This is a genomic window from Streptomyces sp. ISL-87, from assembly GCF_018614095.1.
Lineage (GTDB): Bacteria > Actinomycetota > Actinomycetes > Streptomycetales > Streptomycetaceae > Streptomyces.
Genome location: NZ_JAGGOY010000029.1, coordinates 39,192 through 62,758 on the forward strand (window position 1 = coordinate 39,192; position 23,567 = coordinate 62,758).

Below are 23,567 nucleotides of genomic sequence, written 5' to 3' on the forward strand. Positions count from 1 at the left end.
GCGGATGAGGAGGATGGCTTTGCGACGTCCTTAACTGGTTCCTACGGACAACGGGTTCCTACGAACCCGGTCGCGGGGGTGGGGCCAGCACCAGGGCCCGCAGGGGGACGCGCACCAGTGCGCCGGACACCCCCGCGACCGCAGACTTCACGCGAACCGCAGCGAACGACGAACCGCAGCGAACGACGAACCGCAACGAACGAGGGGAAGCACCGTGACAACGGCTATGACCGAAACCAGGCACGGGGGTACTGGAGGGCATGAAGCCGTCGCGGCCCGGGCCCGCAAGGTCGTCAAGGCCTACGGCTCCGGTGAGACCCGGGTGGTCGCCCTCGACGAGGTGGACGTGGACATCCACCGCGGCCAGTTCACGGCGATCATGGGCCCCTCGGGCTCCGGCAAGTCCACGCTCATGCACTGCCTCGCCGGGCTGGACACGGTCACCAGCGGCCAGATCCACCTGGACGACACCGAGATCACCGGGCTGAAGGACAAGAAGCTCACCCGGCTGCGGCGCGACCGGATCGGCTTCATCTTCCAGGCGTTCAACCTGCTGCCGACGCTGAACGCCCTGGAGAACATCACGCTCCCCATGGACATAGCGGGCCGCAAACCCGACGCGGAGTGGCTGAACCGGGTCGTGGAGACGGTCGGTCTCTCGGGCCGGCTCAAGCACCGCCCGACGGAGCTCTCCGGCGGCCAGCAGCAGCGTGTGGCCGTGGCCCGCGCGCTCGCCGCCCGCCCGCAGATCATCTTCGGCGACGAGCCGACCGGAAACCTGGACTCCCGGGCCGGCGCCGAGGTCCTCGGCTTCCTGCGGCGCTCGGTGGACGAGCTCGGCCAGACCATCGTCATGGTCACCCACGACCCGGTCGCCGCCTCGTACGCGGACCGTGTCATCTTCCTCGCCGACGGCCGGATCGTGGACGAGATGCACGGGCCGACCGCTGAAGGCGTCCTGGACCGCATGAAGGACTTCGACGCGCGCGGGCGGACGTCATGAGCAATACCGTCCTGAAGACCTCGCGCCGCAACTTCGTGGCGCACAAGGGGCGCATGGCGCTGTCCGCCGTCGCGATCCTGCTGTCCGTGGCCTTCATCTGCGGCACCCTGGTGTTCACCGACACCATGAACACCACGTTCGACAAGCTGTTCGCCGTCACCGGCTCCGATGTCACGGTCAGCCCGAAGGCGGCCGAGGCCGGGGAGGACTCCCCGGTCCGGGGCAAGCCCGAGACGCTGCCCGGCTCCGTCGTCGAGCAGGTCAAGAAGGCCGAGGGCGTGAAGTCCGCCGAGGGCGGCGTCGTCTCGCTGTCCGTCACGGTCGTCAACTCCAAGAACGAGAACATGGGCTCGACCACCGGTGCCCCGACCATCGCGGGCAACTGGAACGACAACGAGCTCAAGTCGATGAAGATCACCTCCGGTCACGCCCCGCGCGGTCCGGCCGAGGTGATGGTCGATGCGGACACCGCGGAAAAGCACCACCTGGCGCTCGGTGACGAGCTGCGCACCATCGCCGTCACCGGCGACATCCGCGCCAGGATCACCGGTATCGCCACCTTCACCGTGACCAACCCGGGAGCGGCGATCGTCTACTTCGACACCGCCACCGCGCAGGAGAAGCTGCTCGGCGCCGCCGGCACGTTCACGCACGTCAACGTCACCGCCAAGGACGGGGTGAGCGACGACCAGCTCAAGCGGAACGTCGCCGCCGCGGTCGGCGATGGTACGTACAAGCTCCAGACCGCGAAGGAGTCCGCGGACGCCAACCGCAAGGACGTCGGCTCGTTCCTCAAGGTCATGAAGTGGGTGATGCTCGGCTTCGCCCTGATCGCCGCGGTGGTCGGCATCTTCCTGATCTTCAACACGTTCTCGATGCTGGTCGCCCAGCGGACCCGCGAGATCGGCCTGATGCGCGCCATCGGCTCCGATCGCGGCCAGATCCTGTCCGGGGTCGTCCTCGAAGCGTTCCTGCTGGGCGTCGTCGGCTCGGTCCTCGGGGTCGCCGCGGGCGTGGGGCTGGCCATCGGCCTGATGAAGCTCATGGGCTCCATGGGTATGCACCTGTCCACCGACGACCTGACCATCGCCGTGTCCACCCCGGTCGTGGGCCTGGTCATCGGCGTGATCGTCGCCATCGTCGCCGCCGTCATCCCGGCCTACCGGGCCGGCAAGGTCTCCCCGATGGCGGCCCTGCGCGACGCCGGCACCCCCGGCGACAAGCGGGCCGGCCGGGTCCGCGCCACCATCGGCCTGGTCCTCACCGGCATCGGCGGTGCGGCCCTCTTCCTGGCCGCGGGCGCCGAGCAGGCCGGGCCCGGAGCCCTGTGGCTGGGGCTGGGCGTGCTGCTCACCCTGATCGGCTTCGTCGTGATCGGCCCGCTGCTCGCCGGCCTGGTGGTCCGGGCCCTGTCCGCTCCGGTGCTGCGGCCCTTCGGGTCCGTCGGCCGGCTCGCCGAGCGCAACGCGCTGCGCAACCCGCGCCGCACCGGCGCCACCGGTGCCGCGCTGATGATCGGACTGGCGCTGGTCGCGTGCCTGTCTGTGGTCGGCTCCTCGATGGTGGCCTCCGCGACCGACGAGCTCGACAAGTCGGTCGGCGCGGACTACATCGTCCAGTCCCAGAACGGGCAGCCGGTCATGCCGCAGGCGGAGCAGCTGCTGCGCACCACCAAGGGCCTGGACCACGTGACGGCGTACCGGGAGGTGGAGGCGAAGATCACCGCCCCCGACGGGAGCACCGACAAGGACAGCCTCGGGGCGCAGGACCCCACCTACGCCAAGGACATCCGCCGCAAGATGATCGCCGGCGAGCACCCGGCGGCGTACGGGGCGAACGCGATGTCGGTCGGCTCGCTGTACGCCACCGAGCACCACATCAAGCTCGGCGACGAGCTGACGGTCGCCTTCACGGGCGGCAAGACCGTCAAGCTCAAGGTCGCGGCGATCACCAGCGACGAGGGCAACCTCGACAAGGGCATGAAGTACATCAGCACCGCCGTCGCCGAGGCCAACGTCCCGGCCGACCGGATGCCGCGGCCCTTCATGCTGCTGGCCACCGCGAAGGACGGGCAGGACGACGCCGCGTACAAGGCGGTCAAGGCGGCGCTGGCCGAGTACCCGCAGTACAAGGTGCTCAACCAGGCCGACTACAAGCAGGCCCTGAAGGACCAGGTCGGCACCCTGCTGAACATGGTCTACGGGCTGCTCGCCCTCGCGATCGTCGTGGCGGTGCTGGGTGTCGTGAACACCCTGGCCCTGTCGGTGGTCGAGCGGACCCGCGAGATCGGCCTGATGCGCGCCATCGGCCTCTCCCGCCGCCAGCTGCGCCGCATGATCCGCCTGGAGTCGGTGGTCATCGCCCTCTTCGGGGCGCTCATCGGCCTCGGCCTGGGCATGGGCTGGGGCGCCACCGCGCAGCGGCTGCTCTCCCTCCAGGGCCTGAAGGTGCTGGAGATCCCGTGGCCGACGATCCTCGGCGTGTTCGTCGCGTCGGCCTTCGTAGGCCTGTTCGCCGCCCTGGTCCCGGCTTTCCGGGCGGGTCGGATGAACGTACTGAACGCGATCGCGAGCGAGTAGCTGCGCAGGTCGTACGGGGGAGCGCCCCGGCCCCGGCTCGCCCTGATCGGGCGGGCCGGGGCCGACGGCGTTCGCACGGTGGCCCTTCACTCCTCCGGGGACTCAATCCCTCGCGCGGGTGACAGTGGCCCGTCGTAGGGTGGAACCCCCGGCCCGCGCGCGTGTCGGGTCCTTCGCGTTGCCACCTCACCGGATGGAAAGCCTCCTTCATGAGCCTGCACGGACTGCTTGACGCCGTCACCCGGGACCCCGCCCTCGCCGAGGCGGTCACCGCGGCCGGGGACGGCAACCGGATGCACGTGGACCTCGTCGGCCCGCCCGCCGCGCGGCCCTTCACGATCGCCGCCCTGGCCCGGCGGACCGAGCGGACCGTGCTCGCGGTCACCGCCACCGGGCGCGAGGCCGAGGACCTGGCCGCCGCGCTGCGCAGCCTGCTGCCGCCCGACGAGGTGGCGGAGTACCCGTCCTGGGAGACTCTGCCGCACGAGCGGCTCTCGCCGCGCAGCGACACCGTGGGCCGGCGGATCGCCGTACTGCGCCGGCTCGCGCACCCGAGCAAGGACGACCCGGCCGCCGGTCCCGTGTCCGTCGTGGTCGCGCCGATCCGGTCCGTGCTCCAGCCGCAGGTCAAGGGGCTGGGGGACCTGGTGCCGGTGAGCCTGCGGCAGGGGGAGAGCGCCGATCTGGGGGGCGTCACCGAGGCACTGGCCGCCGCCGCGTACGCGCGGGTCGAGCTGGTCGAGAAGCGCGGGGAGTTCGCCGTGCGCGGCGGCATCCTCGATGTGTTCCCGCCCACCGAGGAACACCCGCTGCGCGTGGAGTTCTGGGGCGACGACGTCGAGGAGATCCGCTACTTCAAGGTCGCCGACCAGCGTTCCCTGGAGGTCGCCGAGCACGGGCTGTGGGCCCCGCCCTGCCGCGAGCTGCTGCTGACGGACGAGGTGCGGGGGCGGGCCGCGGCGCTGGCCGAGGAGCACCCCGAGCTCGGCGAGCTGCTGAACAAGATCGCCGAGGGGATCGCCGTAGAGGGCATGGAGTCCCTGGCCCCGGTCCTGGTCGACGACATGGAGCTGCTGATCGACGTCCTGCCGGCCGGGTCGATGGCCGTGGTGTGCGATCCGGAGCGGGTGCGGACGCGCGCCGCCGACCTGGTGGCGACCTCGCAGGAGTTCCTGATGGCCTCCTGGGCGGCCACCGCCGGCGGCGGACAGGCCCCGATCGACGTCGGCGCGGCCTCCCTGCGGGGGATCGCGGACGTCCGCGACCGGGCCCGCGAGCTGAACATGATGTGGTGGTCGGTGTCCCCCTTCGCCGCCGACGAGGAGGCGGGCGGCACGGTGACATCAGCCGGCGAGCCGGCGGTCCTCAAGCTCGGCATGCACGCCCCCGACGCCTACCGCGGCGACACCGCCCGCGCGCTCGCCGACACCAAGGGCTGGATCGCCGACGGCTGGCACACCGTCTACCTCACCGAGGGCCACGGCCCGGCCGCCCGTACCGTCGAGGTGCTCGGCGGCGAGGGCATCGCGGCCCGGCTGGAGTCCGACCTGCGCGCCCTGGAGCCGTCGCTCGTCCACGTCGCCTGCGGCTCGCTCGACAACGGCTTCGTCGACCCGGCCCTCAAGCTCGCCGTCCTCACCGAGACCGACCTGACCGGCCAGCGCACCGCCACCAAGGATCTCGGCCGGATGCCGGCCCGGCGCCGCAAGACCATCGACCCCCTCACCCTGGAGGTCGGCGACTACATCGTCCACGAGCAGCACGGCGTCGGCCGCTACATCGAGATGGTGCAGCGCACGGTGCAGGGCGCCACCCGCGAGTACCTCCTCGTCGAGTACGCCCCCGCCAAGCGCGGCCAGCCCGGCGACCGGCTGTACATCCCCACCGACCAGCTGGAGCAGGTCACCAAGTACGTCGGCGGCGAGGCCCCGACCCTGCACCGGCTCGGCGGCGCCGACTGGACCAAGACCAAGGCGCGCGCCAAGAAGGCCGTCAAGGAGATCGCCGCCGACCTGATCAAGCTGTACAGCGCGCGGATGGCCGCCCCCGGCCACACCTTCGGCCCCGACACCCCCTGGCAGCGCGAGCTGGAGGACGCCTTCCCGTACGCGGAGACGCCCGACCAGCTCACCACCATCGCCGAGGTCAAGGAGGACATGGAGAAGTCCGTCCCCATGGACCGCCTGATCTGCGGCGACGTCGGCTACGGAAAGACCGAGATCGCGGTCCGGGCGGCCTTCAAGGCGGTCCAGGACGGCAAGCAGGTCGCCGTCCTGGTGCCCACCACACTGCTGGTGCAGCAGCACTTCGGGACCTTCTCCGAGCGCTACAGCCAGTTCCCGGTCAACGTGAAGGCGCTGTCCCGCTTCCAGGGCGACACCGAGTCCAAGGCCACCCTGGAAGGCCTGCGCGAGGGCTCCGTCGACATCGTCATCGGTACGCACCGGCTGTTCTCGCAGGAGACCAAGTTCAAGGACCTGGGCCTGGTCATCGTCGACGAGGAGCAGCGGTTCGGCGTCGAGCACAAGGAGCAGCTGAAGAAGCTCCGGGCCAACGTCGACGTGCTGACCATGTCCGCGACGCCGATCCCGCGCACCCTGGAGATGGCGGTGACCGGCATCCGCGAGATGTCGACGATCACCACCCCGCCGGAGGAGCGGCACCCGGTGCTCACCTTCGTCGGCCCGTACGAGGAGAAGCAGATCGGCGCGGCCATCCGCCGTGAACTGCTGCGCGAGGGCCAGTGCTTCTACATCCACAACCGGGTCGAGTCCATCGACCGGGCGGCCGCCAAGCTGCGTGAGATCGTGCCCGAGGCGCGGATCGCGACGGCACACGGGCAGATGTCGGAACAGGCCCTGGAACAGGTCGTCGTGGACTTCTGGGAGAAGAAGTTCGACGTCCTCGTCTCCACGACGATCGTCGAGTCGGGCATCGACATCTCCAACGCCAACACCCTGATCGTGGAGCGCGGCGACAACTTCGGCCTCAGCCAGCTGCACCAGCTGCGCGGGCGCGTGGGACGCAGCCGCGAGCGCGGGTACGCGTACTTCCTCTACCCGCCGGAGAAGCCGCTGACCGAGACCGCGCACGAGCGGCTCGCGACGATCGCCCAGCACACCGAGATGGGCGCCGGCATGTACGTGGCGATGAAGGACCTGGAGATCCGCGGCGCGGGCAACCTGCTCGGCGGCGAGCAGTCCGGCCACATCGCGGGCGTCGGCTTCGACCTGTACATCCGCATGGTCGGTGAGGCGGTGGCCGACTACCGGGCCGCGGTCGAGGGAGGGGTGGAGGAGGAGCCGCCGCTGGACGTCAAGATCGAGCTGCCGGTCGACGCGCACGTCCCGCACGACTACGCGCCCGGCGAGCGGCTGCGCCTCCAGGCGTACCGGTCCATCGCCTCGGCGAATTCGGAGGCGGACGTCAAGGCGGTGCGCGAGGAGCTCACCGACCGCTACGGCAAGCTGCCGGAGCCGGTGGAGAACCTGCTGATGGTGGCCGGGCTGCGGATGTTCGCGCGGGCATGCGGGGTCGGCGACATCACCCTCCAGGGCCCCAACGTCCGCTTCGGGCCGGTGGAGCTGCGCGAATCGCAGGAGCTGAGGCTCAAGCGGCTCTACCCGGGGGCGGTGCTCAAGCCCGCGACCTCGCAAGTGCTGATCCCGCGCCCGAAGACCGCGAAGGTCGGCGGGAAGCCGCTGGTCGGGCGGGAACTGCTGGCCTGGACGGGGGAGTTCCTCACCACGATCCTCGGCTCGTAGAGGCGTAGAGGCGTAGAGGCGTAGAGGCGTAGAGGCGTAGAGGCGTAGACCGTCCGTACATACGGAGACGGCCGCGGCGGGGGACCTTTCGGTCCACCGCCGCGGCCGCTTTAGCTCAGACCGCCTCGCCGGGGGCTCCGCCCAGCTTCCCCAGGTCGAGGACGTCGGAGTCCTTCGGGGAGGTCACGTCCACCGGGGTGCCGAACTCCGAGAACACGGCCTCGCCGTCGGTCCCCCCGGTGATGGTGGACTTCACGATGTACGGGGTGCCCTGGGTGGCGACGTAGTCGGTCTGGGTCCCGTCCTTGGTCGGAGAGGTGACCGCGATCGCCGGCTTGCCCTCGACCGTCGCCGTCCCGCCCTTGCGGGCGAGCGGGCTGCTCCTGTCGAAGCCGCCCATCAGCTTGTCCAGATCGCAGCTGCCGGTCATCGAAGCGGCCCGCGGGTCGGAGGCGGGTATCTTCACCCACCGGTCGGCGAGCGTCGCGACCATCTGGTCCGTCTGCTTCTTCGGCGTGCTCTTCAGCTTGGCCGCGCCCCGCCAGTACGCCTCGTCGCCCTTGAAGTGGACGAGCTCGGTGGACTTGATGATGTCCAGCTTGCCCATGCCCTGGAGGCGGATGGCGCCGTTGCAGTTGCCCTTCTTGTCGAGGGAGAGGTTGATCTTCATCGGCTCGCCCTCGTACGGCACCGTGGCGGTGACGTGGGCGGACTCGGCCTTGCGGGTCGCCTCGTAGGCCTGGGTGAGGATCTCGGCCCCCGACAGGTCCGTGAGCCCGGCTCCCTTGGCCGGGGCCGCGGCGGAGCCCGAGGGCGCCGGGGCCGTGGCGGCGGCCGAGGCCCGGGCTGTGCGGCCGAGGGCGGCGGCCTTGTCCTCACCGCCCGCGCACGCGGTCAGCCCGAGCAGGGCCGTGGTACCGATGGCCGTGGCGGCTATGGTGCGGCTGCGCATGTGATTCCCCCCTGAAATACCGTCGACTGCCGAGCCTAGCCGCCGGGTTCGGCCGAGCGCCCGCGGGTTCCGCGGCGCGGACCGGAGGCGTCCGTCACCCGTCGGCGTCGACCACGTCCCCCGTCGGGGCCTCGGCCTTGACCGGCTCGTTGAAGCCGGAGAAGGAGATGTCGGAGGGCTCCTTGCCGGTTTCGACGGCCCGGAGCAGGTAAGGGGTGCCGTGGGTGGCCACGTAGAGCTCTTCGGTGCCGTCGGTGGTGCTGGTGGTCAGTGTGAGCGCGTCCTGGCCGCCCTCCTTCACCACCTTCCCCTTCTTGGCGCCCGAGCTGTCGTCGAACTCCTTCGTCAGCTCGTCCAGGTCGCACAGGGCGGACAGCTCCTTGGAGTCCTCCCCGGCGGCCTTCGACTTCACCCAGTGGCCGGCCAGCATGGCCACCGCCGCGTCGGCCTGATCCTTCGGCAGGTCGTTGACCTGCGTCCGGTAGAAGGCCTCGTCGGCCTTGATGTAGACGTAGTCGGCATTGCGGATCAGCTCGAAGGAGCCCTGGTCCGCCATCGAGATGCTGCCCTTGCAGTCGCCCGACTTGCTCACCGCCATGTCCAGCCGCATCGGCTTGCCCTCGTCGCGGACCGTGCCCTTGACGGTCAGGGAGGAGGCGGTGCGCAGGGCGGTCACGGACTTGTCGGCGACCTTGGAGGCGGACAGGCCGGCGAAGGGGCCGCTGTCGCCGCCGGGGAGGCAGCCGGTGAGCGCGGTCAGGGCGAACAGGGTGGCGGCGGTGGCCGCGGTGGCCGCGGCGGCGGCCGGTCTGGTTCCGGCCGGTCTGGTTCCGGTCGATATGACGTCGGTCGGTCTGGTTCCGGTGGTACGCATCAGTTGTCCTTCTTCCAGTCGGTGCAGCCCGTGGTCCGGCTTCTTGCCCGCCGTGCCGGGCGTGCCCGCCTCGGTGCTCCTCGCGGTCGCGGCTCTCGCCGTTGACGAGGCTCATCACAACAAATCTTGTGAACCGAGTCAACAAGATTCACGGAGGTTGTTCGGTTCCCGCTGTGAAGCGGTCTCTGGCGTGTGTACGGGTATGCTCGCCGCATGTTGGAGGAGAACGCCGCAGCCCCCGCCCCCGAGGCCCCCGCTCCCGAGGTCACCGCCCCCGAGGTCACCGCAGCCGAGATCGCCCGCCTGGCCGGTGTCGGCCGCGCCGCCGTGAGCAACTGGCGCCGGCGCCATGCCGACTTCCCCAAGCCGGTCGGCGGCACCGAGACCAGCCCCTCCTTCGCCCTGGCCGAGATCGAGGACTGGCTGCGGGCCCAGGGCAAGCTCGCCGAGGTCCCGCTGCGCGAACGCGTCTGGCAGCAGGTCACCGCCCACCCCGCCGGGGCCGTCGCCGCGCTCGTCGAAGTCGGGGCCGCGCTGCTCGTCGTACGGGAGCGACCCACCGACTGGCTGGAGCTGGCCGCCGTCCCCGACGAACGGGTGGCCGCCCTGCTGCCACCCGTCCTGGACCAGGTGCTCACGGCGCGGCTCGGCCCCCGGCACCCGCTCGGCACCACCTCGCTGCGGCCCGCCGCCATGCCGCTGCTGCGCGGCGCCGCCGAGCTGGCCGCCGAACTCGGCGCCCGCACCGCCTTCGAGTTCCTGCTCGGCCGGCATCTCGAAGCCAACCCCCGGCAGTACACGCTGACCCCGGACGACTGCGCCGCCCTGATGGCCGCCGTCGCCGGGCCGACCGCCCGCACCGTCCTCGACCCGGCCTGCGGCACCGGCACCCTGCTGCGGGCCGTCACCGGCGCCACCGCCCTGTCCGCGCAGGACGCCTCGCCCGAACTCGCCGCCCTCGCCGGGCTCCGCCTCGCCCTGCACAGCGCCGCCGAGGTCCGGGCGGCCGCCGCCGACAGCCTGCGCGCCGATGCCTTCGCGCAGCCCGCCGTGGACGCCGTGCTGTGCCACCCGCCGTTCAACGAACGCAACTGGGGCCACGAGGAGCTGGCCTACGACCCCCGCTGGGAGTACGGGCTCCCCGCCCGCACCGAATCCGAACTCGCCTGGGTCCAGCACGCCCTGGCCCACCTGCGCGAGGGCGGCACCGCCGTGCTGCTGATGCCGCCCGCCGTCGCCGCCCGCCGCTCCGGCCGCCGCATCCGCGCCGACCTGCTGCGCCGGGGCGCGCTGCGGGCCGTCGTCGCCCTGCCCGCCGGGGCCGCGCCGCCGTACGGGATCCCGCTCCACCTGTGGGTGCTGCGCAAGCCCGCCCCGCACGCGGCGCCCCCGGCCGGGCTGCTCCTCGTGGACACCGCGGGGCTCGCCGCCGGCCTCACGGCCGAGGGGCAGGGCCGGGCCGCGTGGCCGGCCGTGCACAGCGCGGTGCTGGCGGCCTGGACGGCGTACGACCGGACCGGCGCGGTGGCGGAGGTCCCGGGCGTGAGCCGGACCGTGCCCGTCATCGAGCTGCTGGACGACGAGGTGGACCTGACCCCCGCCCGGCACCTGCCGCCGCCGGCGGCGGGCGGCGGACCGGCCGAACTGGCCGCCGTGCGGGAGCGGCTGGAGGAGACCCTCGGCCAGGCGGCCCGGCTCACCCCGCCCGCGCCGCCCGCCGCCCCGGCCGGCGAGGGCGCGGCCCGGCTGCCGCTGACCACCATCGGCGAACTCGCCCGGGCCGGCGCACTGCTGCTGCGCACCGGCACCGGCAGCGGCACCGGCGAGGCCCCGGTCCTCACCGAGCACGACGTGTACATCGGAAGCGGCCCCTCCGGCGCCCTGGCCCCCACCGCCGACGAGCCGGTGCTCACCGAACCCGGCGACGTGATCGTCCCCGTCGTCGGCGGCGCCGGGATCGCCCGCGTCGTCGGCGAGGCGGCCGCGGGCGCGGTCCTCGGCCGCAACCTGCAACTGCTGCGCCCCGACCCGGCCGCGCTCGACCCCTGGTTCCTCGCCGGATTCCTGCGCGGCACCGCCAACAACCGCCGGGCCAGCAGCCACGCCTCCACCGCCACCCGGCTGGATGTGCGCCGGCTCCAGCTGCCGCGGCTGCCGCTGGCCGATCAGCAGCGCTACGGTGACCGCTTCCGCGCGCTCGCCGAGTTCGAGGACGCGCTGCGGCTGGCGGGGCGGCTCGGGGAGCAACTCGTACAAGGCCTGTACGACGGTCTGTCGGACGGTTCGGTCACGCCTGGGTGACCGACCCTGCAACGGTTGCGCGCATCCCCTCACTGACAGGCGGAAAGGCTGTATACGCTCTATGCGGTCAGACCCGAAATCCCTTTCCGCACGGCCCGTCAGGAGCAGCGATGCACGGCCCCGGCCTCCCGCCGCAGCACGGTCCCCGGCCCAGTACCGCGGGCGTGGTGACATTGCGTGTGCTGTTCACCCTGCTGCCCCTTCTGAGCTGCGGCTTCATGGCCTGGGGCACGATGCTGCGGCTCGCGCTGGTCACCCGTAAGACCCGGGACTGGGTGCTGCTGGGCGCCAGTTGCGTGCTCGCCGTCGGCTGGGTCGCGCTGATCGGCGCCGACCCGACGCCCGACACCAGCGGCTGGCAGGGCAACGTCGGTGCCTTCGGCACGATCGCCACCGGACTCGCGACCTGCGTGTACTTCCTCGTCGCCGACATCCGGCACTACGAGGCCAAGGCGGCGGGCGCGCTCGCGGGGCAGGGGCAGGGGCAGGGGCACTGGTACCCCGCGCAGGCGCAGGCGCCGACGCCGGCCTCGCCGTACGCGCCGCCGCGGCAGAGCGCGGGCTACGGCTACCCGCCCGTGGGGGCGCAGACCGTCCCGCAGAACCCGTCCGCGGTGTCGGCCCACGCCCCGACCCCCGTCCCGGGCCCGGCCCCGGCCGCCGAGCCGACCCCGCCGCCGACGCCCGTCCCGCAGCCGCGGATCGGGCAGGTCCGCGCCGAACTCGACGAGCTGAGCGAACTGCTGCGCAACCAGACGCCCCACCCCCAGCAGAACCCGAACCAGGGCAACCCCAACCAGGGCAACCCGTACCAGGACAAGGGCCAGTGACCGAGCGCATCATCGGCGAGCGCTACCAGCTCGCCACCATCCTCGGCCAGGGCGGCATGGGCCAGGTCTGGACGGCGTACGACCAGCGCCTGGACCGCCGCGTCGCCGTCAAGCTGCTGCGCCCCGACAAGGTGGCCGGCCCCGGCACCGTCGCCGAGGAGCTGCGCCGCCGCTTCGTGCGCGAATGCCGGGTCACGGCGCAGGTGGACCACCCCGGGCTGGTCACCGTGCACGACGCGGGCAGCGACGGCGACGAGCTCTTCCTCGTCATGGGGTACGTCGAGGGCTCCGACCTCGCCGACCACCTCGCGGAGCACAGCCCGTACCCCTGGCAGTGGGCGGTCGCGGTGGTCGCGCAGCTGTGCGCGGTGCTGGCGGCCGTGCACGCCGTGCCGATCGTGCACCGCGACCTGAAGCCGCGCAATGTGATGGTCCGCCCGGACGGCAGCATCCTGGTCCTGGACCTCGGTGTCGCCTCGGTGATGGACACCGACACCACCCGCCTCACCAGCACCGGCTCACCGATCGGCAGCCCCGCGTACATGGCGCCGGAGCAGGCCATGGGCGGCGCGGTGGGCCCGGCCACCGACCTCTACGCGCTCGGCGTCCTGCTGTACGAACTGCTCAGCGGCAACGTGCCGTTCGCCGGGTCCACCGCTCTCGGGGTGCTGCACCGGCACCTGTACGAGCCCCCGCAGCCGGTGCGCCGCCTGCGCCCGGAGATCCCGCACCAGCTGGAGGCGGTCCTCCTCCACCTCCTGGCGAAGGACCCGCAGGACCGGCCCGCCTCCGCCCAGGAGCTGTACGAGGCGCTCGTCCCGCTGCTGCCCAAGCAGGGCACCCCCTCCGGCCCGCTCGACCCGACCCGCCCCTTCCTGCGCCCGCACGCCCCCTGGCCGGACCGCGCGGCCGTGATCCCACCGCAGCCGTCCGCCCCGCCGGCGCCGCCGAAGACGGACATCCCGGCGGCCGTGGAGGAGGCGAAGCAGCTCCTGGACCAGGGCCGCCTCACCCAGGCCGTGGACATCCTCGGCGGCATCCTCCCGGCCGCGGCCGCGCAGCACGGCGAGCACTCCCCGGTGGTCCGCTCGCTGCGCAAGCAGTACGCCGCCACGCTGATGGACGACGGCCAGTACCGCCGGGCTCTGCCCGAGCTGCGCCGCCTCGCCGACGAGTTCCCGGCCGGCGACGCCCAGTCGCTGCGCTTCCGCTACGACGCGGCCCAGTGCCTGGAGCAGCTGGGCGAACCTGCGGCCGCCCTCGCCGAGTACCGCTCGCTGCTCCCGCTGTTCGAGAACCACTACGCCAACCCGGACCCGGGCCTGCCCCTGGAGGTCCGCCGCCGGATAGCGCACCTGCTGCTCTCCCTCGGCGACCGCCCGGCCGCCCACGACACCCTGGCCCGGCTCCTCTTCGACGCCGAACGCCTCCACGGCCCGACCCACCCCTTCCCGGCGGAGGTCCGCCGCACCCTCCACTGGTTGGGCCAGGTCCGGTAATCCGGTCGGGTCACGTCCCCGGCGAGGCGATGGGCAGGCCTGCGGGTCGAGCAGGGACTGCGTCGCGGTGACGGGAACAAGCTGGGCTACGGCTGTTCCGCTGACGGTGACCTCCAGGGACTCGCCGCGGGAAGGGCGTGTTCGCCCGGACGAGTGGGATACCCGCCGTCAGGCGTTCTGGCGCTCACCCACCAGCGGGTCGGCCGGCTCCGGCGCCTGCGCCGACACGGGCGCGACGGCCGTCGGGCCTCGGCGGGAGCGGCGGGCAGTGACGGCCTTGAGCACGGTCAGCCCGCACAGCCCGCACACGAAGGGACCGGTCCCTTCGTGTGTCATCCCGCCTCGGATACTTGCTACTGGTTTACAGGGAACTACCCAAAGTGACCGCTAGTGGGTGACCTGTCCGTACAGATGTGTGTGCAGAACGGAGAGCCGTGCCCCCCAGTACGACCCCAACCCTCCGCCAGCAGCGGCTCGGCATCGAGCTGCGGAAACTCAGGGAACACGCGGGCCTGACCTCGACCGGTGCCGCAGCGCTCCTCGGTATCAGCCAGGCGCGCATCAGCAGCATCGAGTCCGGCCGCTATCCGGTGAGTGCCGAGCGCGTACGCGCCTTCGCCCGAAGCTACGACTGCGCAGACGAAGCACTGGTCGAGGCGCTTTGCGCGATGACCGGGGGACGGACCCGTGGCTGGTGGGACGAGTGCCGTGAGTATCTCCCGGCCGCCCTCGTCGACCTGGCCGAACTTGAGCATCACGCCCGCGAATTGCGGGTCGCTCTCGTCATCCACATCCCTGCATTGCTGCAGACGACGGACCATGCACGGGTACTGTTCAGGGAGGTGGCTCCGCCTCTGCTGCCGTACGAGGTGGAACACCGGCTGTCCCACCGCATCAAGCGGCAGGGGATTCTCTACAGCGATCAGCCCGTCCGGTACACAGCGCTGATCCATGAAGCGGCCCTGCGCATGGGCTTCGGCGGCCGAGAGGTCGCCCGCGCGCAGCTCCGGCACATCATCGAGATGAGCGAGCGCGACAACATCACCGTCCGGGTGCTCCCGTTCGGCGGCAGCGCGTTTCCTGGCACGGGGCAGTCCATTGACTATGCGTCCGGCCCGGTGCCTCAGCTCGACACCGTGCAGGTCGATACGCACTTCGGGTGCGAGTTCCTCGATGCCGAGGCCCAGCTCGTCAAGTTCCGGTCCGTTCTCGACCGCGTGGAGGGAGCCGCCATCAAGCCGGCCGAGTCACGCGACTTCATTCATCGGCTCGTCCAAGAGATCTGAGAAGGGGCGCGAAATGCCCACGTGTCAATGGTGGAAGTCCTCCTATAGCGGCGACGGCTCCAACTGCGTCTGCGTCGCCGTCGCTCCCGACGGCACCGTCCGCCTCGGCGACAGCAAAGCGCCCGAGACCGTCGTCGCCGCAAGTGCTCACGCCCTGCGCACCTTCATAGGTGCCGTCGTCGCCGGGCGGCTCGGCCGGAGCTGAGGGCGAGGCCGGGTGCTGCATCGGTTACGACGCGGCCCAGTGCCTGGAGCAGCTCGGCGAACCGGCGGCAGCCCTCGCCGAGTACCGCGCGCTGCTGCCGCTCTTCGAGAACCACTACGCGAACCCGGACCCGGGCCTCCCCCTGGTGGTCCGCTGCCGCATGGCCCACCTGCTGCTCTCCCTCGGCGACCGCCCGGCGGCCCACGACACTCTGGGCCGCCTCCTCTTCGACGTGGAACGCCTGCACGGCCCCGCGCGCCCCTTCCCCACGGAGGTCCGCCAGACCTCGACTGGCGAAAGTCCTCGTACAGCGCCGAGGCCGCCAGCTGCGTCTGCATCGCCGTCGCCCCCAATGAGGGGGGAACGGCGGGGTGGGTCGGGGCGGCCGGATCACGACTTCGCATCTCATCAGGAAGCGGAGGGCATTGGTCCGGTTTGGGTGTGTCGGGGCGTGTAGCGTACGCGCGTTCGATCACCCAACCGTATTTGAGGACAGCCCATGGCCACCCCGCCTCCGCCGCACCCTGCCGACCCGCAGCAGGTCCCGCCGCCCGCCGAGCCCGCCGCGCCTGCGAAGAAGGGCGGCAAGGGGATGAAGGTCCTCAGGGTGGTCGTGCTGATCGTCGCCGCCGTCGTGGTGAAGCTCGGTATCTCCTACTTCTTCAACTCGCCCGTGCACGCCGAGGCCGGCGACTGTGTCCAGGTGACCGGCAGTGAGAATGACCCCAAGGTGTCGACCAAGGAGTGCGGCGACAAGGACGCCAACTTCAAGGTCGTCAAGGTCGTCGAGAACACCTTCGACGTCAATGTCTGCGGCGAGACCGGCGAGGCCGCCCTCGCGCAGCAGTGGGACCAGGAGAAGTTCGTCCTCTGCCTGGCCCCGGTCAAGTAGTACCCCAACGTGAAGACCGGCCCGGTCTTCACCGCCGTCAGCGGTCAGCCCGCCTTGACCCAGTCCCCGCAGCCCGACGTCTTGCAGTACCCGTCGCCGGCGCTGATCTTCACGATCGCCGTGCCCGTGACGTTGTTGTTCGCGAGGATCGCGTCCGTGGCGCCGGCGAAAGTCAAGAACTGAACCGCACCCGCCTTTCAACCTCAGCGTCACGGGCTCCACGGAGTCGGAGGTACTCGCGTAGCCAACTGGGCAGTTCTGCCCGCGAGGGCTGGGGCCGCACGACTGGCGAAAGTCCTCGTACAGCGCGGAGGCCGCCAACTGCGTCTGCGTCGCCGTCGCTCCCGACGGCGCCGTCCGCCTCCGCGACAGCAAAGTGCCCGAGACCGTCGTCGCCGCAAGTGCTCACGCCCTGCGCACCTTCATAGGCGCCGTCGTCGCCGGGCGGCTCGGCCGGAGCTGAGGGCCAGAAGGACCACCAGGGCCGTCGCCGCGACCGCGGCGCCCGGGAGGAGGCCCGGGGGGCGGAAAGTGCAGGTGATGGTGGTGGTGCGGCCGTCCAGCGGGATCGCGACCAGGCCCAGGTACGCCGAGGCCGGGCGGTCGTTGCAGGTCCAGCCGGCGATCGCGGGGGAGGAGAGGATCGCCGTGCCCTTGGTGCCCGGAGCGACGGTGGCACTGATGCCCGACGAGCCGACCTTAAGCGAGGTGCCCGCCGTGGCGCGCAGTTGCCCGGTCGCCGCCGTCAACGCAGCGCGGTCGAGGCAGGACAGGATCCACCGCGGCGGCGGCTCCGAGTCGAAGTGCAGGGCCGAGGCGGGCCCGCGGGAGACGCCCAGCGGCTGGACGGCCGCCCGGTTGCGCGGGGAGTTGCCGTCCAGGCGGAAGCCGCGGCCGCCCGTGAGGCGGGCGTACGCGTTGTACTCCGGGGCCCAGAGGAACGCCTCCGTGCCCGCGCGGCAGATGCCCGGCGCGACCGGGTCCTCGTAGACCTTGGCGCCCAGCAGGAGTTCCTGGTTCTTGAAGGGGTTGTCCGTGTACGTCGGCTCCGGACCCGCGGGGCGCGTGGTGATCAGCGGCGGGACCTCCGCCCGGGCGATCGAGCCGTCCGGCTGGAGGCGGGCGCCGACCGAGAAGATGGCGTCCGTCACCGGGTTGTCGATGCTCTGGACGTTGCGCCCGCGCGAGGTCCAGCCCGCCCCGAGCGCCACCATCGTGCGCGTGAAGACGTCCGGGGTGTGGCTGCTGTAGTACGCGCCGCCCTCCCCGCCCAGCAGCATCGGGTCGTTGCCCGACAGCGCCGGCCGGCTCGGGTCCGTCCGGTACGCGGGCCAGCCCTCGGCGCCGGCCAGGGCATCGGCGCGCGCGGTGTGGGCAGCGCCCCAGGACGGGTAGTCGTCCAGGCCGCCCAGCTTGCCCTGCATGCCCCAGGCCGTCGTGGCCGCCGCCTGCCCGAGCAGGACCAGGGCCAGCAGGCCCGCCGCCGGGAGCACCAGCCGGCAATGCCGCAGCGCCCACCAGGCGCCCGCCGCGACGGCCAGCCCGCCGCAGAACAGCCCGTAGCTCCACGCCGTGACCAGCTCGCTCGCGCCGGCCCACACCACCACCGCGGCCAGCACGCCCGCGCCCGCCGCCAGCGCCCGCAGCCCCGGCGGGCCCGCCGCCAGCCCGGTCCACGCGGCGATCACCACGATGCCGGCCAGTACGAACGTCTGCCGGTACGGGCTCCCGTTCGGGGTCGCGAACACATGCCAGGCCAGGTGCGTCGGAGTCCACTGGAAGGAGAGGAGCACCGCGACCGCCAGCCCCGCCCACCACAGCCGGGTGCGCAGCGGCACCGCCCGGTGGAAGGGCAGCGCCGCCACCAGCAGCAGCGTCCCCGTCCCCACGAAGATCGCGGGCGAGGAGAAGGAGTACGTCGCCGGCAGCAGCCGGGCGAACGTGTCCGCCCAGGACACCGGCTGGAACTCCCTCACCAGCCCCGGGTACGCCTGCCCCGAGCTGAGGAAGAGCGGCGCGAGGACGGGAGCCGCCAGGGCGATGCCCAGCAGCGTGGTCCCCGCCGCACGTCCGATCACCCGCAGCCGGTCCCGTACCCCCTCGCGCGTCAGCACCACCCGCACCACCAGCACCAACGCCGCGCCCAGCGTCGCCATGTACGCCGTGTAGAAGTTCGCGATCCAGCAGACGGCGACGACCAGCGTCCCCAGCGCGAGCCGGCGGCCCCGCAGCGCCCACTCACCCGTCAGACACAGCAGCGGGAAGGCGATCAGCCCGTCCATCCACATCGGGTTGTACGAGGCCTCGATCACCGACCAGCCGCACAGCGCGTACGAGGCCCCGAGCAGCCCCGCCGCCCACCACGGTCCGCGCCGGTGGGTGCGCAGCAGCCAGGCCATCGCCGCCGCGGCGGCCGCCATCTTCAGCACGGTGACGACGTACACCGCGAGGTCGATGTCCTGGCGCGGGAACAATCCCACCAGGACCGCGAACGGGCTGGTCAGGTACGTCCCGAAGTCGGGCAGGAAGCTGGTGCCGTAGCCGGACTGCCAGTTGAACAGCAGCCCGCCCTCCGCGCGCCCGTGGAGCATGTCCCACAAGTGCGCGTGGAAGGGCACGAACTGATTGCCGAGGTCGTTGATGCTGCGATGGCGCGGCCCGTACGGGTAGACGCCCGCGACGGCGTCTCCGGCACACATGGCCGCGGCCGTGATCAGGGCGGCGAGCGCCGAGCCGAGCAGGCTGTGGCGCCGCGGGGAGGGGTGCGGTGTCGACATGGTGGGCCGACCCTCCCAGCGCAGGGCGGACGAGGGGTGGCCGCAGGGTGGCTGCGACATAAACAGACGCGTACCCCAACACCAGGGGAATCGTTGGTCGAACCAGTGGCTCGGATCACGCTGACTGCATACCATCGATCACCGCACGGCCCTTGTGCATCGACGCACAATCTCCCGGCCCTGGAGGCTCCTTTGCACCGTCGCACAGCGCTCTCCGTCTCCGCCGCCCTGCTCGTGGCGGCCCCCCTGCTGTCCGCCTGCTCGGGCGAGACCCGCCCCGGCACCGCGGCCGTGGTCGGCGGCGAACGGATCACCACCTCGGCGCTCCAGGACCAGGTGAACGACGTCCGCACCGCGCAGAACCGTTCCGAACAGGCCGCCCAGCTCGTCGCGAGCACCCCGAACCTGGAGCGGCTGAAGCTCAACAAGATGATCCAGCTGCGGGTCCTGGAGAAGGCCGCCAAGGACGCCGGGATCTCCGTCAGCACGAAGGAGGTCGAGGACTTCCGCGAGGACGCAGGCCAGGACGGCGGCGCCCGGAAGCTGGAGCAGCGGGCCCTGGCGCAGAAGATCCCGCTCGCCCCCGGCCAGATCGACGACGACATCCGGTTCACGCTGCTGTTCGGCAAGCTCTCGGAGCGCTTCGGCAAGGAGGCCGTCCTGGCCCCGCTCGCCAAGGCCTCGGACGCGCTGCACATCACGGTGAACCCGCGCTACGGCGACTGGGACGTCAAGCAGATCGCCCTCGGCGACGGGGAGACCGCGTGGATCACCCAGCGCACCCGGCCCGAGCAGGCCCCCGCCGGAGCCTGACCCGTTCGCGCGGAGGTAGGTTCGGAGGGTGAACGACCACACGCCCGCCGAGCCCACCGGCCGCATCGTCCTGCTCACCGCCAGCCACCGGGTCGCCCCCGGCCTGCTGTCCTGGCCGGCGTGGCAGACCCTGCACGCCGCGGACCGGGTGTGGTGCGCCGACCGGGACCACCCGCAGCTGCCGTACCTGCGCGAGGCGGGCGTCGAGGTGGCGCACGAGGTCCCCGACGCCCACACGCTGGTCGAGTTCTGCACCGGCGGGCGCACCGTCGTGGTAATCCCGAGTGGCGAGGGCGACCAGCGCCTCACCGACGGGCTGGCCCGCCTCGCAGGCTCCGGACGCGTCAGCATGCCCGATCTTGAACTGCTGCCCGGCTCCTACGACCTGCCCGGCGCCCGCCTGCTCGACCTGGTCCTGGTGATGGACCGGATCCGGCGCGAGTGCCCGTGGTCCTCCCGGCAGACCCACCGGGACCTGGTCAAGTACGGGGTCGAGGAGGCATACGAACTGGTCGAGGCCATCGAGGCCGGCGACCGGGAAGAACTGCGCGAGGAGCTCGGCGACGTCCTGCTCCAGGTGGTCTTCCACGCCCGGATCGCCGAGGAGGACGGCGAGGAGCCGTTCTCCATCGACGACGTGGCCGCGACCCTGGTGGAGAAGCTGATCCACCGGCACCCGCACGTCTTCGGCGACGCGCAGGCGAGCACGCCGGAAGAGGTCAAGGCGCACTGGCTGCGCACGAAGGCGGTCGAGAAGCAGCGCGAGTCGGTCACCGACGGGATCCCGCTCGGCCAGCCCGGCCTCGCACTCGCGGCCAAGCTCGTCGGCCGGGCCCGGACGGGAGCGGTGCCCGTGGAGCTGCCCCGCGGCGAGGGCATCGGGTACGAACTGCTGGAGCTGGCGGCGCGCGCCGAGGCGGAGGGGGTCGACCCCGAGACCGCGCTGCGCGCGGCGGCCCGCGTCTACCGGGACGCGATCCGGGCCGCCGAGGGCGTCGGCGACTAGGGGGTGTCCGCGGACGCCGCGGGCCCGCCCTGATCCGGAAGGCAGGCCTCCGTCTCCCTGGCCTTCAGCAGCGGCTGTGCGGGTGCGCGGATCGTTCAGTGGGCGCGCGGTGCGCGGCCCGATGGGTTGTGCCAGTGCGGGGACGGGCGGTGCAGGAACCACTCGCCGAACCCCAGCGGGCGCCCGCCCGGCCCGCTGCCCTTGCCGCCGGCGGGTACCGAGTCGTAGAAGATACGGCCGGGCCGCGCTCCCAGCTCCTCCAGTAAGTACGCGGTCTCCTCGATGAACAGGGGCGGCCCGCTGAGGTAGACGTCCTGGTCGGGCCACATGCCCCGGTTGCCGAGTGCGGTCGTCAGCCGGTCGGTGGCCTGGTTGGGGTGCTGCCCGGGGGCGGGCGTGATGTAGGTGACGCCGAGCCAGCCGAAGGCGGCCGCGAGGGTGTCGATGAGCGGCCGGTCGTAGAGGTGCGCGGCGTCCCGGGCGACCACGAAGAGCCGTACGTCCTGATCGGGAGGGTGGTCGGAGAGCTCCTCCAGCATGGCCCGGATCGGCGCCCAGCCGGTGCCGGCGGCGATGAGGCTGACCGGGCGGTCCGTGCGCCGGAAGGTCAGCTGACCGCCGGCCGCGCCGAGCCGCAGCATCTCGCCGGGCCGGACCTCGCGCACCAGGGCGGTGCTGAGCCGGCCCTGCTCGATCCGGCTGACGTGCAGGTCCACGGTGTGGTCGGGGCGGGGCGCGTTGGCGATGGAGTACGTACGCCAGGTGGTCGGGACGCGGGCGCTGCTCACGCTCACGTACTGGCCAGGCAGGTAGGGGAGCGGGGCGTGCGGCCGCAGGGTCAGCACGCCGATGTCCTCTCCGTACTGGAGGTGGCGGACCACCTCCGCGTCCCACCAGGGCGGGTCCTTGCTCTCCTCGGCGCCGGCCGTCATCGCGTCGGCGATCACCTGGTAGGCCTCGGACCAGGCCTTCTCGACCTCCGGGGTCCAGGCCTCGCCGGAGGTCTCGGCGAGGGCGGCGAGCAGGCTGGAGCCGACGGCCGCGTAGTGCTCGGGGCCGGCCCGGAACTTGCGGTGGTCGCGGCCGAGGTCGCGGAGATAGGGGAGGAGCGTCTCGTGTTCGAAGTGGGCGATCACGTGGGTGAGCGCGGCGAAGAGGCGGTCCCGCTGCCGCTCCATGTCCTCGAAGGAGGCCGGGAAGAGGTCACGGATCCCGGGGTTGTGCCAGAAGAGGTGGGAGTAGAAGAACTTGACCGCGTGCTCGGCCCGTCTCTCCACCACCGCGAAGCTGCTTTTCAAGATCCTCACATCCACAAAACCGAAAGTAGGAATGTCGGGGAAGGTGACGTCAAGTCAGGGCGGATTTACGGACAGCCGCGACGAACCGCCCATATGGGATGGCGCGTGGGGGCCGGGATACGGTCGGCGGGTGCATGAGCAGACCCCCGCAGCCGACGTCCCCGCCGACGTCCCCGCCGACGTCCCCGCCGAAGCCCCCGCCGAAGCCCCCCAGGGCCCGACCCTGTTCGACTGGGAGTTCGCGACCGACCCCTACCCGGCCTACGCCTGGCTGCGCGAGCACTCCCCGGTGCACCGCACCAAGCTCCCGAGCGGGGTCGAGGCCTGGCTGGTCACCCGGTACGCCGACGCCCGCCAGGCCCTCGCCGACCAGCGCCTGAGCAAGAATCCGGCCCACCACGCGGAGCCGGCGCACGCCAAGGGCAAGACCGGGATTCCGGGGGAGCGCAAGGCGGAGCTGATGACGCATCTGCTCAACATCGACCCGCCGGACCACACCCGGCTGCGGCGGCTGGTGTCGAAGGCGTTCACTCCGCGCAGGGTCGCCGAGTTCACCCCGCGGGTGCAGGAGCTGACCGACCACCTCATCGATCAGTTCGTCGCGAAGGGGGAGGCGGATCTCATCCACGAGTTCGCCTTCCCGCTCCCCATCTACGCCATCTGCGAGATGCTCGGCGTACCGCGCGAGGACCAGGACGACTTCCGCGACTGGGCCGGAATGATGATCCGACACGGCGGGGGCCCGCGCGGCGGAGTCGCCCGCTCGGTGAAGCAGATGCGGACCTATCTCGGTGAACTCATTCACCGCAAACGGGACGATCTGGGCAACGATCTGATTTCCGACCTGATCCGCGCCAGCGACCACGGCGACCACCTGACGGAGGCCGAGGCCACCGCCATGGCTTTCATCCTGCTTTTCGCCGGTTTCGAGACGACCGTGAACCTCATCGGCAACGGCGTCCACTCCCTCTTCATGAACCCGGACCAGCGCGAGCGCCTCCAGGCCTCCCTCGCGGCCGGCGAGAGCGGGCTGCTGGAGACGGGCGTGGAGGAGCTGCTCCGCTACGACGGCCCCGTGGAGCTCGCGACCTGGCGGTTCGCCACCGAGCCGCTGACCCTCGGCGGCCAGGACGTCGCGGCTGGCGATCCGGTGCTCGTGGTCCTCGCGGCCGCCGACCGCGACCCCGAGCGGTTCGCCGAACCGGACACCCTCGACCTCTCCCGCACCGACAACCAGCACCTCGGATACGGGCACGGAATCCACTACTGCCTGGGCGCTCCGCTCGCCCGGCTCGAAGGACAGACCGCGCTTGCGACTTTGCTGACGCGTCTGCCAGATCTGGAACTCGCCGTTCCGGCCGAGGAGCTGCGCTGGCGCGGCGGGCTCATCATGCGTGGCCTGCGCACTCTTCCTGTTCGCTTCACACCTCGAAACGTTTGAAGCCCCTCTGACCTGGAGTCAGTTTCCGACCGAACTTGTGACAATCG

General features: G+C 71.9%; 19 protein-coding genes and 1 pseudogene. 14 read left to right on the top strand and 6 right to left on the bottom strand.

Annotated features, from left to right (window positions below):
* Positions 1-226 precede the first annotated feature (226 nt).
* The 3 genes from J7I97_RS10935 (at position 227) to mfd (ending at position 7,346) form a co-directional block, all read left to right on the top strand.
* A complete protein-coding gene (locus J7I97_RS10935; protein WP_251049983.1) occupies positions 227-1,003 on the top strand; it encodes an ABC transporter ATP-binding protein in 777 nt (258 codons plus the stop codon).
* The gene (locus tag J7I97_RS10940; protein ID WP_214933272.1) at positions 1,000-3,582 is read left to right on the top strand and encodes an ABC transporter permease; all 2,583 of its coding nucleotides are present in this window, start codon (positions 1,000-1,002) and stop codon (positions 3,580-3,582) included. The genes J7I97_RS10935 and J7I97_RS10940 overlap by 4 nt, the downstream gene beginning before the upstream one ends.
* Before the next feature lie 209 nt (positions 3,583-3,791).
* Complete coding sequence (gene mfd / locus J7I97_RS10945) at positions 3,792-7,346, top strand: transcription-repair coupling factor (RefSeq protein WP_214933274.1); 3,555 nt, start codon at positions 3,792-3,794, stop codon at positions 7,344-7,346.
* Positions 7,347-7,461: 115 nt separating this feature from the next.
* Here mfd and J7I97_RS10950 read toward each other — a convergent pair whose 3' ends face one another.
* Positions 7,462-8,298, bottom strand: a complete 837-nt coding sequence (locus tag J7I97_RS10950) for a hypothetical protein (protein WP_214933276.1) — start codon at positions 8,296-8,298, stop codon at positions 7,462-7,464.
* 94 nt (positions 8,299-8,392) lie between these two features.
* A complete protein-coding gene (locus tag J7I97_RS10955) occupies positions 8,393-9,172 on the bottom strand; it encodes a hypothetical protein (protein ID WP_214933277.1) in 780 nt (259 codons plus the stop codon).
* A gap of 213 nt (positions 9,173-9,385) precedes the next feature.
* Here J7I97_RS10955 and J7I97_RS10960 point away from each other — a divergent pair, with 213 nt between their 5' ends.
* From J7I97_RS10960 to J7I97_RS10970, 3 genes are all read left to right on the top strand, one after another.
* Positions 9,386-11,473, top strand: coding sequence for an N-6 DNA methylase (locus J7I97_RS10960; protein WP_214933279.1), 2,088 nt, complete (start codon positions 9,386-9,388; stop codon positions 11,471-11,473).
* A gap of 167 nt (positions 11,474-11,640) precedes the next feature.
* Positions 11,641-12,303, top strand: coding sequence for a hypothetical protein (locus J7I97_RS10965; protein ID WP_214933281.1), 663 nt, complete (start codon positions 11,641-11,643; stop codon positions 12,301-12,303).
* The gene (locus J7I97_RS10970; RefSeq protein WP_214933283.1) at positions 12,300-13,802 is read left to right on the top strand and encodes a serine/threonine-protein kinase; all 1,503 of its coding nucleotides are present in this window, start codon (positions 12,300-12,302) and stop codon (positions 13,800-13,802) included. The genes J7I97_RS10965 and J7I97_RS10970 overlap by 4 nt, the downstream gene beginning before the upstream one ends.
* Positions 13,803-13,970: 168 nt before the next feature.
* Here the strand turns inward: J7I97_RS10970 and J7I97_RS10975 are convergent, their stop codons facing one another.
* Positions 13,971-14,138 carry a hypothetical protein gene (locus J7I97_RS10975; RefSeq protein WP_214933285.1) on the bottom strand — a complete coding sequence of 56 codons (168 nt, stop codon included), beginning with the start codon at positions 14,136-14,138 and terminating at the stop codon, positions 13,971-13,973.
* Positions 14,139-14,236: 98 nt separating this feature from the next.
* On the opposite strand from J7I97_RS10975, the gene J7I97_RS10980 reads away from it, so the two are divergent.
* The 4 genes and pseudogenes from J7I97_RS10980 (at position 14,237) to J7I97_RS10995 (ending at position 16,185) form a co-directional block, all read left to right on the top strand.
* Entirely contained in the window at positions 14,237-15,088 is an 852-nt protein-coding gene (locus J7I97_RS10980) for a helix-turn-helix transcriptional regulator (protein ID WP_214933287.1), read from the top strand.
* A 13-nt stretch (positions 15,089-15,101) separates the two neighbouring features.
* Positions 15,102-15,293, top strand: coding sequence for a DUF397 domain-containing protein (locus tag J7I97_RS10985; protein WP_214933289.1), 192 nt, complete (start codon positions 15,102-15,104; stop codon positions 15,291-15,293).
* A gap of 25 nt (positions 15,294-15,318) precedes the next feature.
* Positions 15,319-15,579: pseudogene (locus J7I97_RS10990) on the top strand (serine/threonine protein kinase); the annotation flags it as partial.
* A 213-nt stretch (positions 15,580-15,792) separates the two neighbouring features.
* Positions 15,793-16,185: a hypothetical protein gene (locus tag J7I97_RS10995; RefSeq protein WP_214933291.1), complete on the top strand. Its 393-nt coding sequence runs from the start codon at positions 15,793-15,795 to the stop codon at positions 16,183-16,185.
* A gap of 44 nt (positions 16,186-16,229) precedes the next feature.
* Here the strand turns inward: J7I97_RS10995 and J7I97_RS39555 are convergent, their stop codons facing one another.
* A complete protein-coding gene (locus J7I97_RS39555) occupies positions 16,230-16,361 on the bottom strand; it encodes a hypothetical protein (protein ID WP_285441064.1) in 132 nt (43 codons plus the stop codon).
* A 95-nt stretch (positions 16,362-16,456) separates the two neighbouring features.
* On the opposite strand from J7I97_RS39555, the gene J7I97_RS11000 reads away from it, so the two are divergent.
* A complete protein-coding gene (locus tag J7I97_RS11000; RefSeq protein WP_214933373.1) occupies positions 16,457-16,648 on the top strand; it encodes a DUF397 domain-containing protein in 192 nt (63 codons plus the stop codon).
* Here J7I97_RS11000 and J7I97_RS11005 read toward each other — a convergent pair.
* Positions 16,608-18,962, bottom strand: coding sequence for a YfhO family protein (locus J7I97_RS11005; protein WP_214933293.1), 2,355 nt, complete (start codon positions 18,960-18,962; stop codon positions 16,608-16,610). The genes J7I97_RS11000 and J7I97_RS11005 overlap by 41 nt on opposite strands.
* A 192-nt stretch (positions 18,963-19,154) precedes the next feature.
* Between J7I97_RS11005 and J7I97_RS11010 the strand changes: the two genes are divergently transcribed.
* Together J7I97_RS11010 and J7I97_RS11015 are read left to right on the top strand one after the other, a co-directional pair.
* Positions 19,155-19,775, top strand: a complete 621-nt coding sequence (locus J7I97_RS11010; RefSeq protein ID WP_214933295.1) for a SurA N-terminal domain-containing protein — start codon at positions 19,155-19,157, stop codon at positions 19,773-19,775.
* Between the two features lie 28 nt (positions 19,776-19,803).
* A complete protein-coding gene (locus J7I97_RS11015) occupies positions 19,804-20,781 on the top strand; it encodes a nucleoside triphosphate pyrophosphohydrolase (protein WP_214933297.1) in 978 nt (325 codons plus the stop codon).
* 95 nt (positions 20,782-20,876) lie between these two features.
* Here the strand turns inward: J7I97_RS11015 and J7I97_RS11020 are convergent, their stop codons facing one another.
* A complete protein-coding gene (locus J7I97_RS11020; RefSeq protein ID WP_308369229.1) occupies positions 20,877-22,061 on the bottom strand; it encodes a globin domain-containing protein in 1,185 nt (394 codons plus the stop codon).
* A 148-nt stretch (positions 22,062-22,209) separates the two neighbouring features.
* On the opposite strand from J7I97_RS11020, the gene J7I97_RS11025 reads away from it, so the two are divergent.
* Complete coding sequence (locus J7I97_RS11025; RefSeq protein ID WP_214933300.1) at positions 22,210-23,520, top strand: cytochrome P450; 1,311 nt, start codon at positions 22,210-22,212, stop codon at positions 23,518-23,520.
* Positions 23,521-23,567 lie beyond the last annotated feature (47 nt).

Coding starts and splice junctions, on each gene's coding strand:
- mfd (WP_214933274.1), top strand. CDS start 3,792: ATGAGCCTGCACGGACTGCTTGACGCCGTCACCCGGGACCCCGCCCTC.
- J7I97_RS10935 (WP_251049983.1), top strand. CDS start 227: ATGACCGAAACCAGGCACGGGGGTACTGGAGGGCATGAAGCCGTCGCG.
- J7I97_RS10985 (WP_214933289.1), top strand. CDS start 15,102: ATGCCCACGTGTCAATGGTGGAAGTCCTCCTATAGCGGCGACGGCTCC.
- J7I97_RS10975 (WP_214933285.1), bottom strand. CDS start 14,138: ATGACACACGAAGGGACCGGTCCCTTCGTGTGCGGGCTGTGCGGGCTG.
- J7I97_RS10950 (WP_214933276.1), bottom strand. CDS start 8,298: ATGCGCAGCCGCACCATAGCCGCCACGGCCATCGGTACCACGGCCCTG.
- J7I97_RS10955 (WP_214933277.1), bottom strand. CDS start 9,172: ATGCGTACCACCGGAACCAGACCGACCGACGTCATATCGACCGGAACC.
- J7I97_RS10940 (WP_214933272.1), top strand. CDS start 1,000: ATGAGCAATACCGTCCTGAAGACCTCGCGCCGCAACTTCGTGGCGCAC.
- J7I97_RS10960 (WP_214933279.1), top strand. CDS start 9,386: ATGTTGGAGGAGAACGCCGCAGCCCCCGCCCCCGAGGCCCCCGCTCCC.
- J7I97_RS11005 (WP_214933293.1), bottom strand. CDS start 18,962: ATGTCGACACCGCACCCCTCCCCGCGGCGCCACAGCCTGCTCGGCTCG.
- J7I97_RS10995 (WP_214933291.1), top strand. CDS start 15,793: ATGGCCACCCCGCCTCCGCCGCACCCTGCCGACCCGCAGCAGGTCCCG.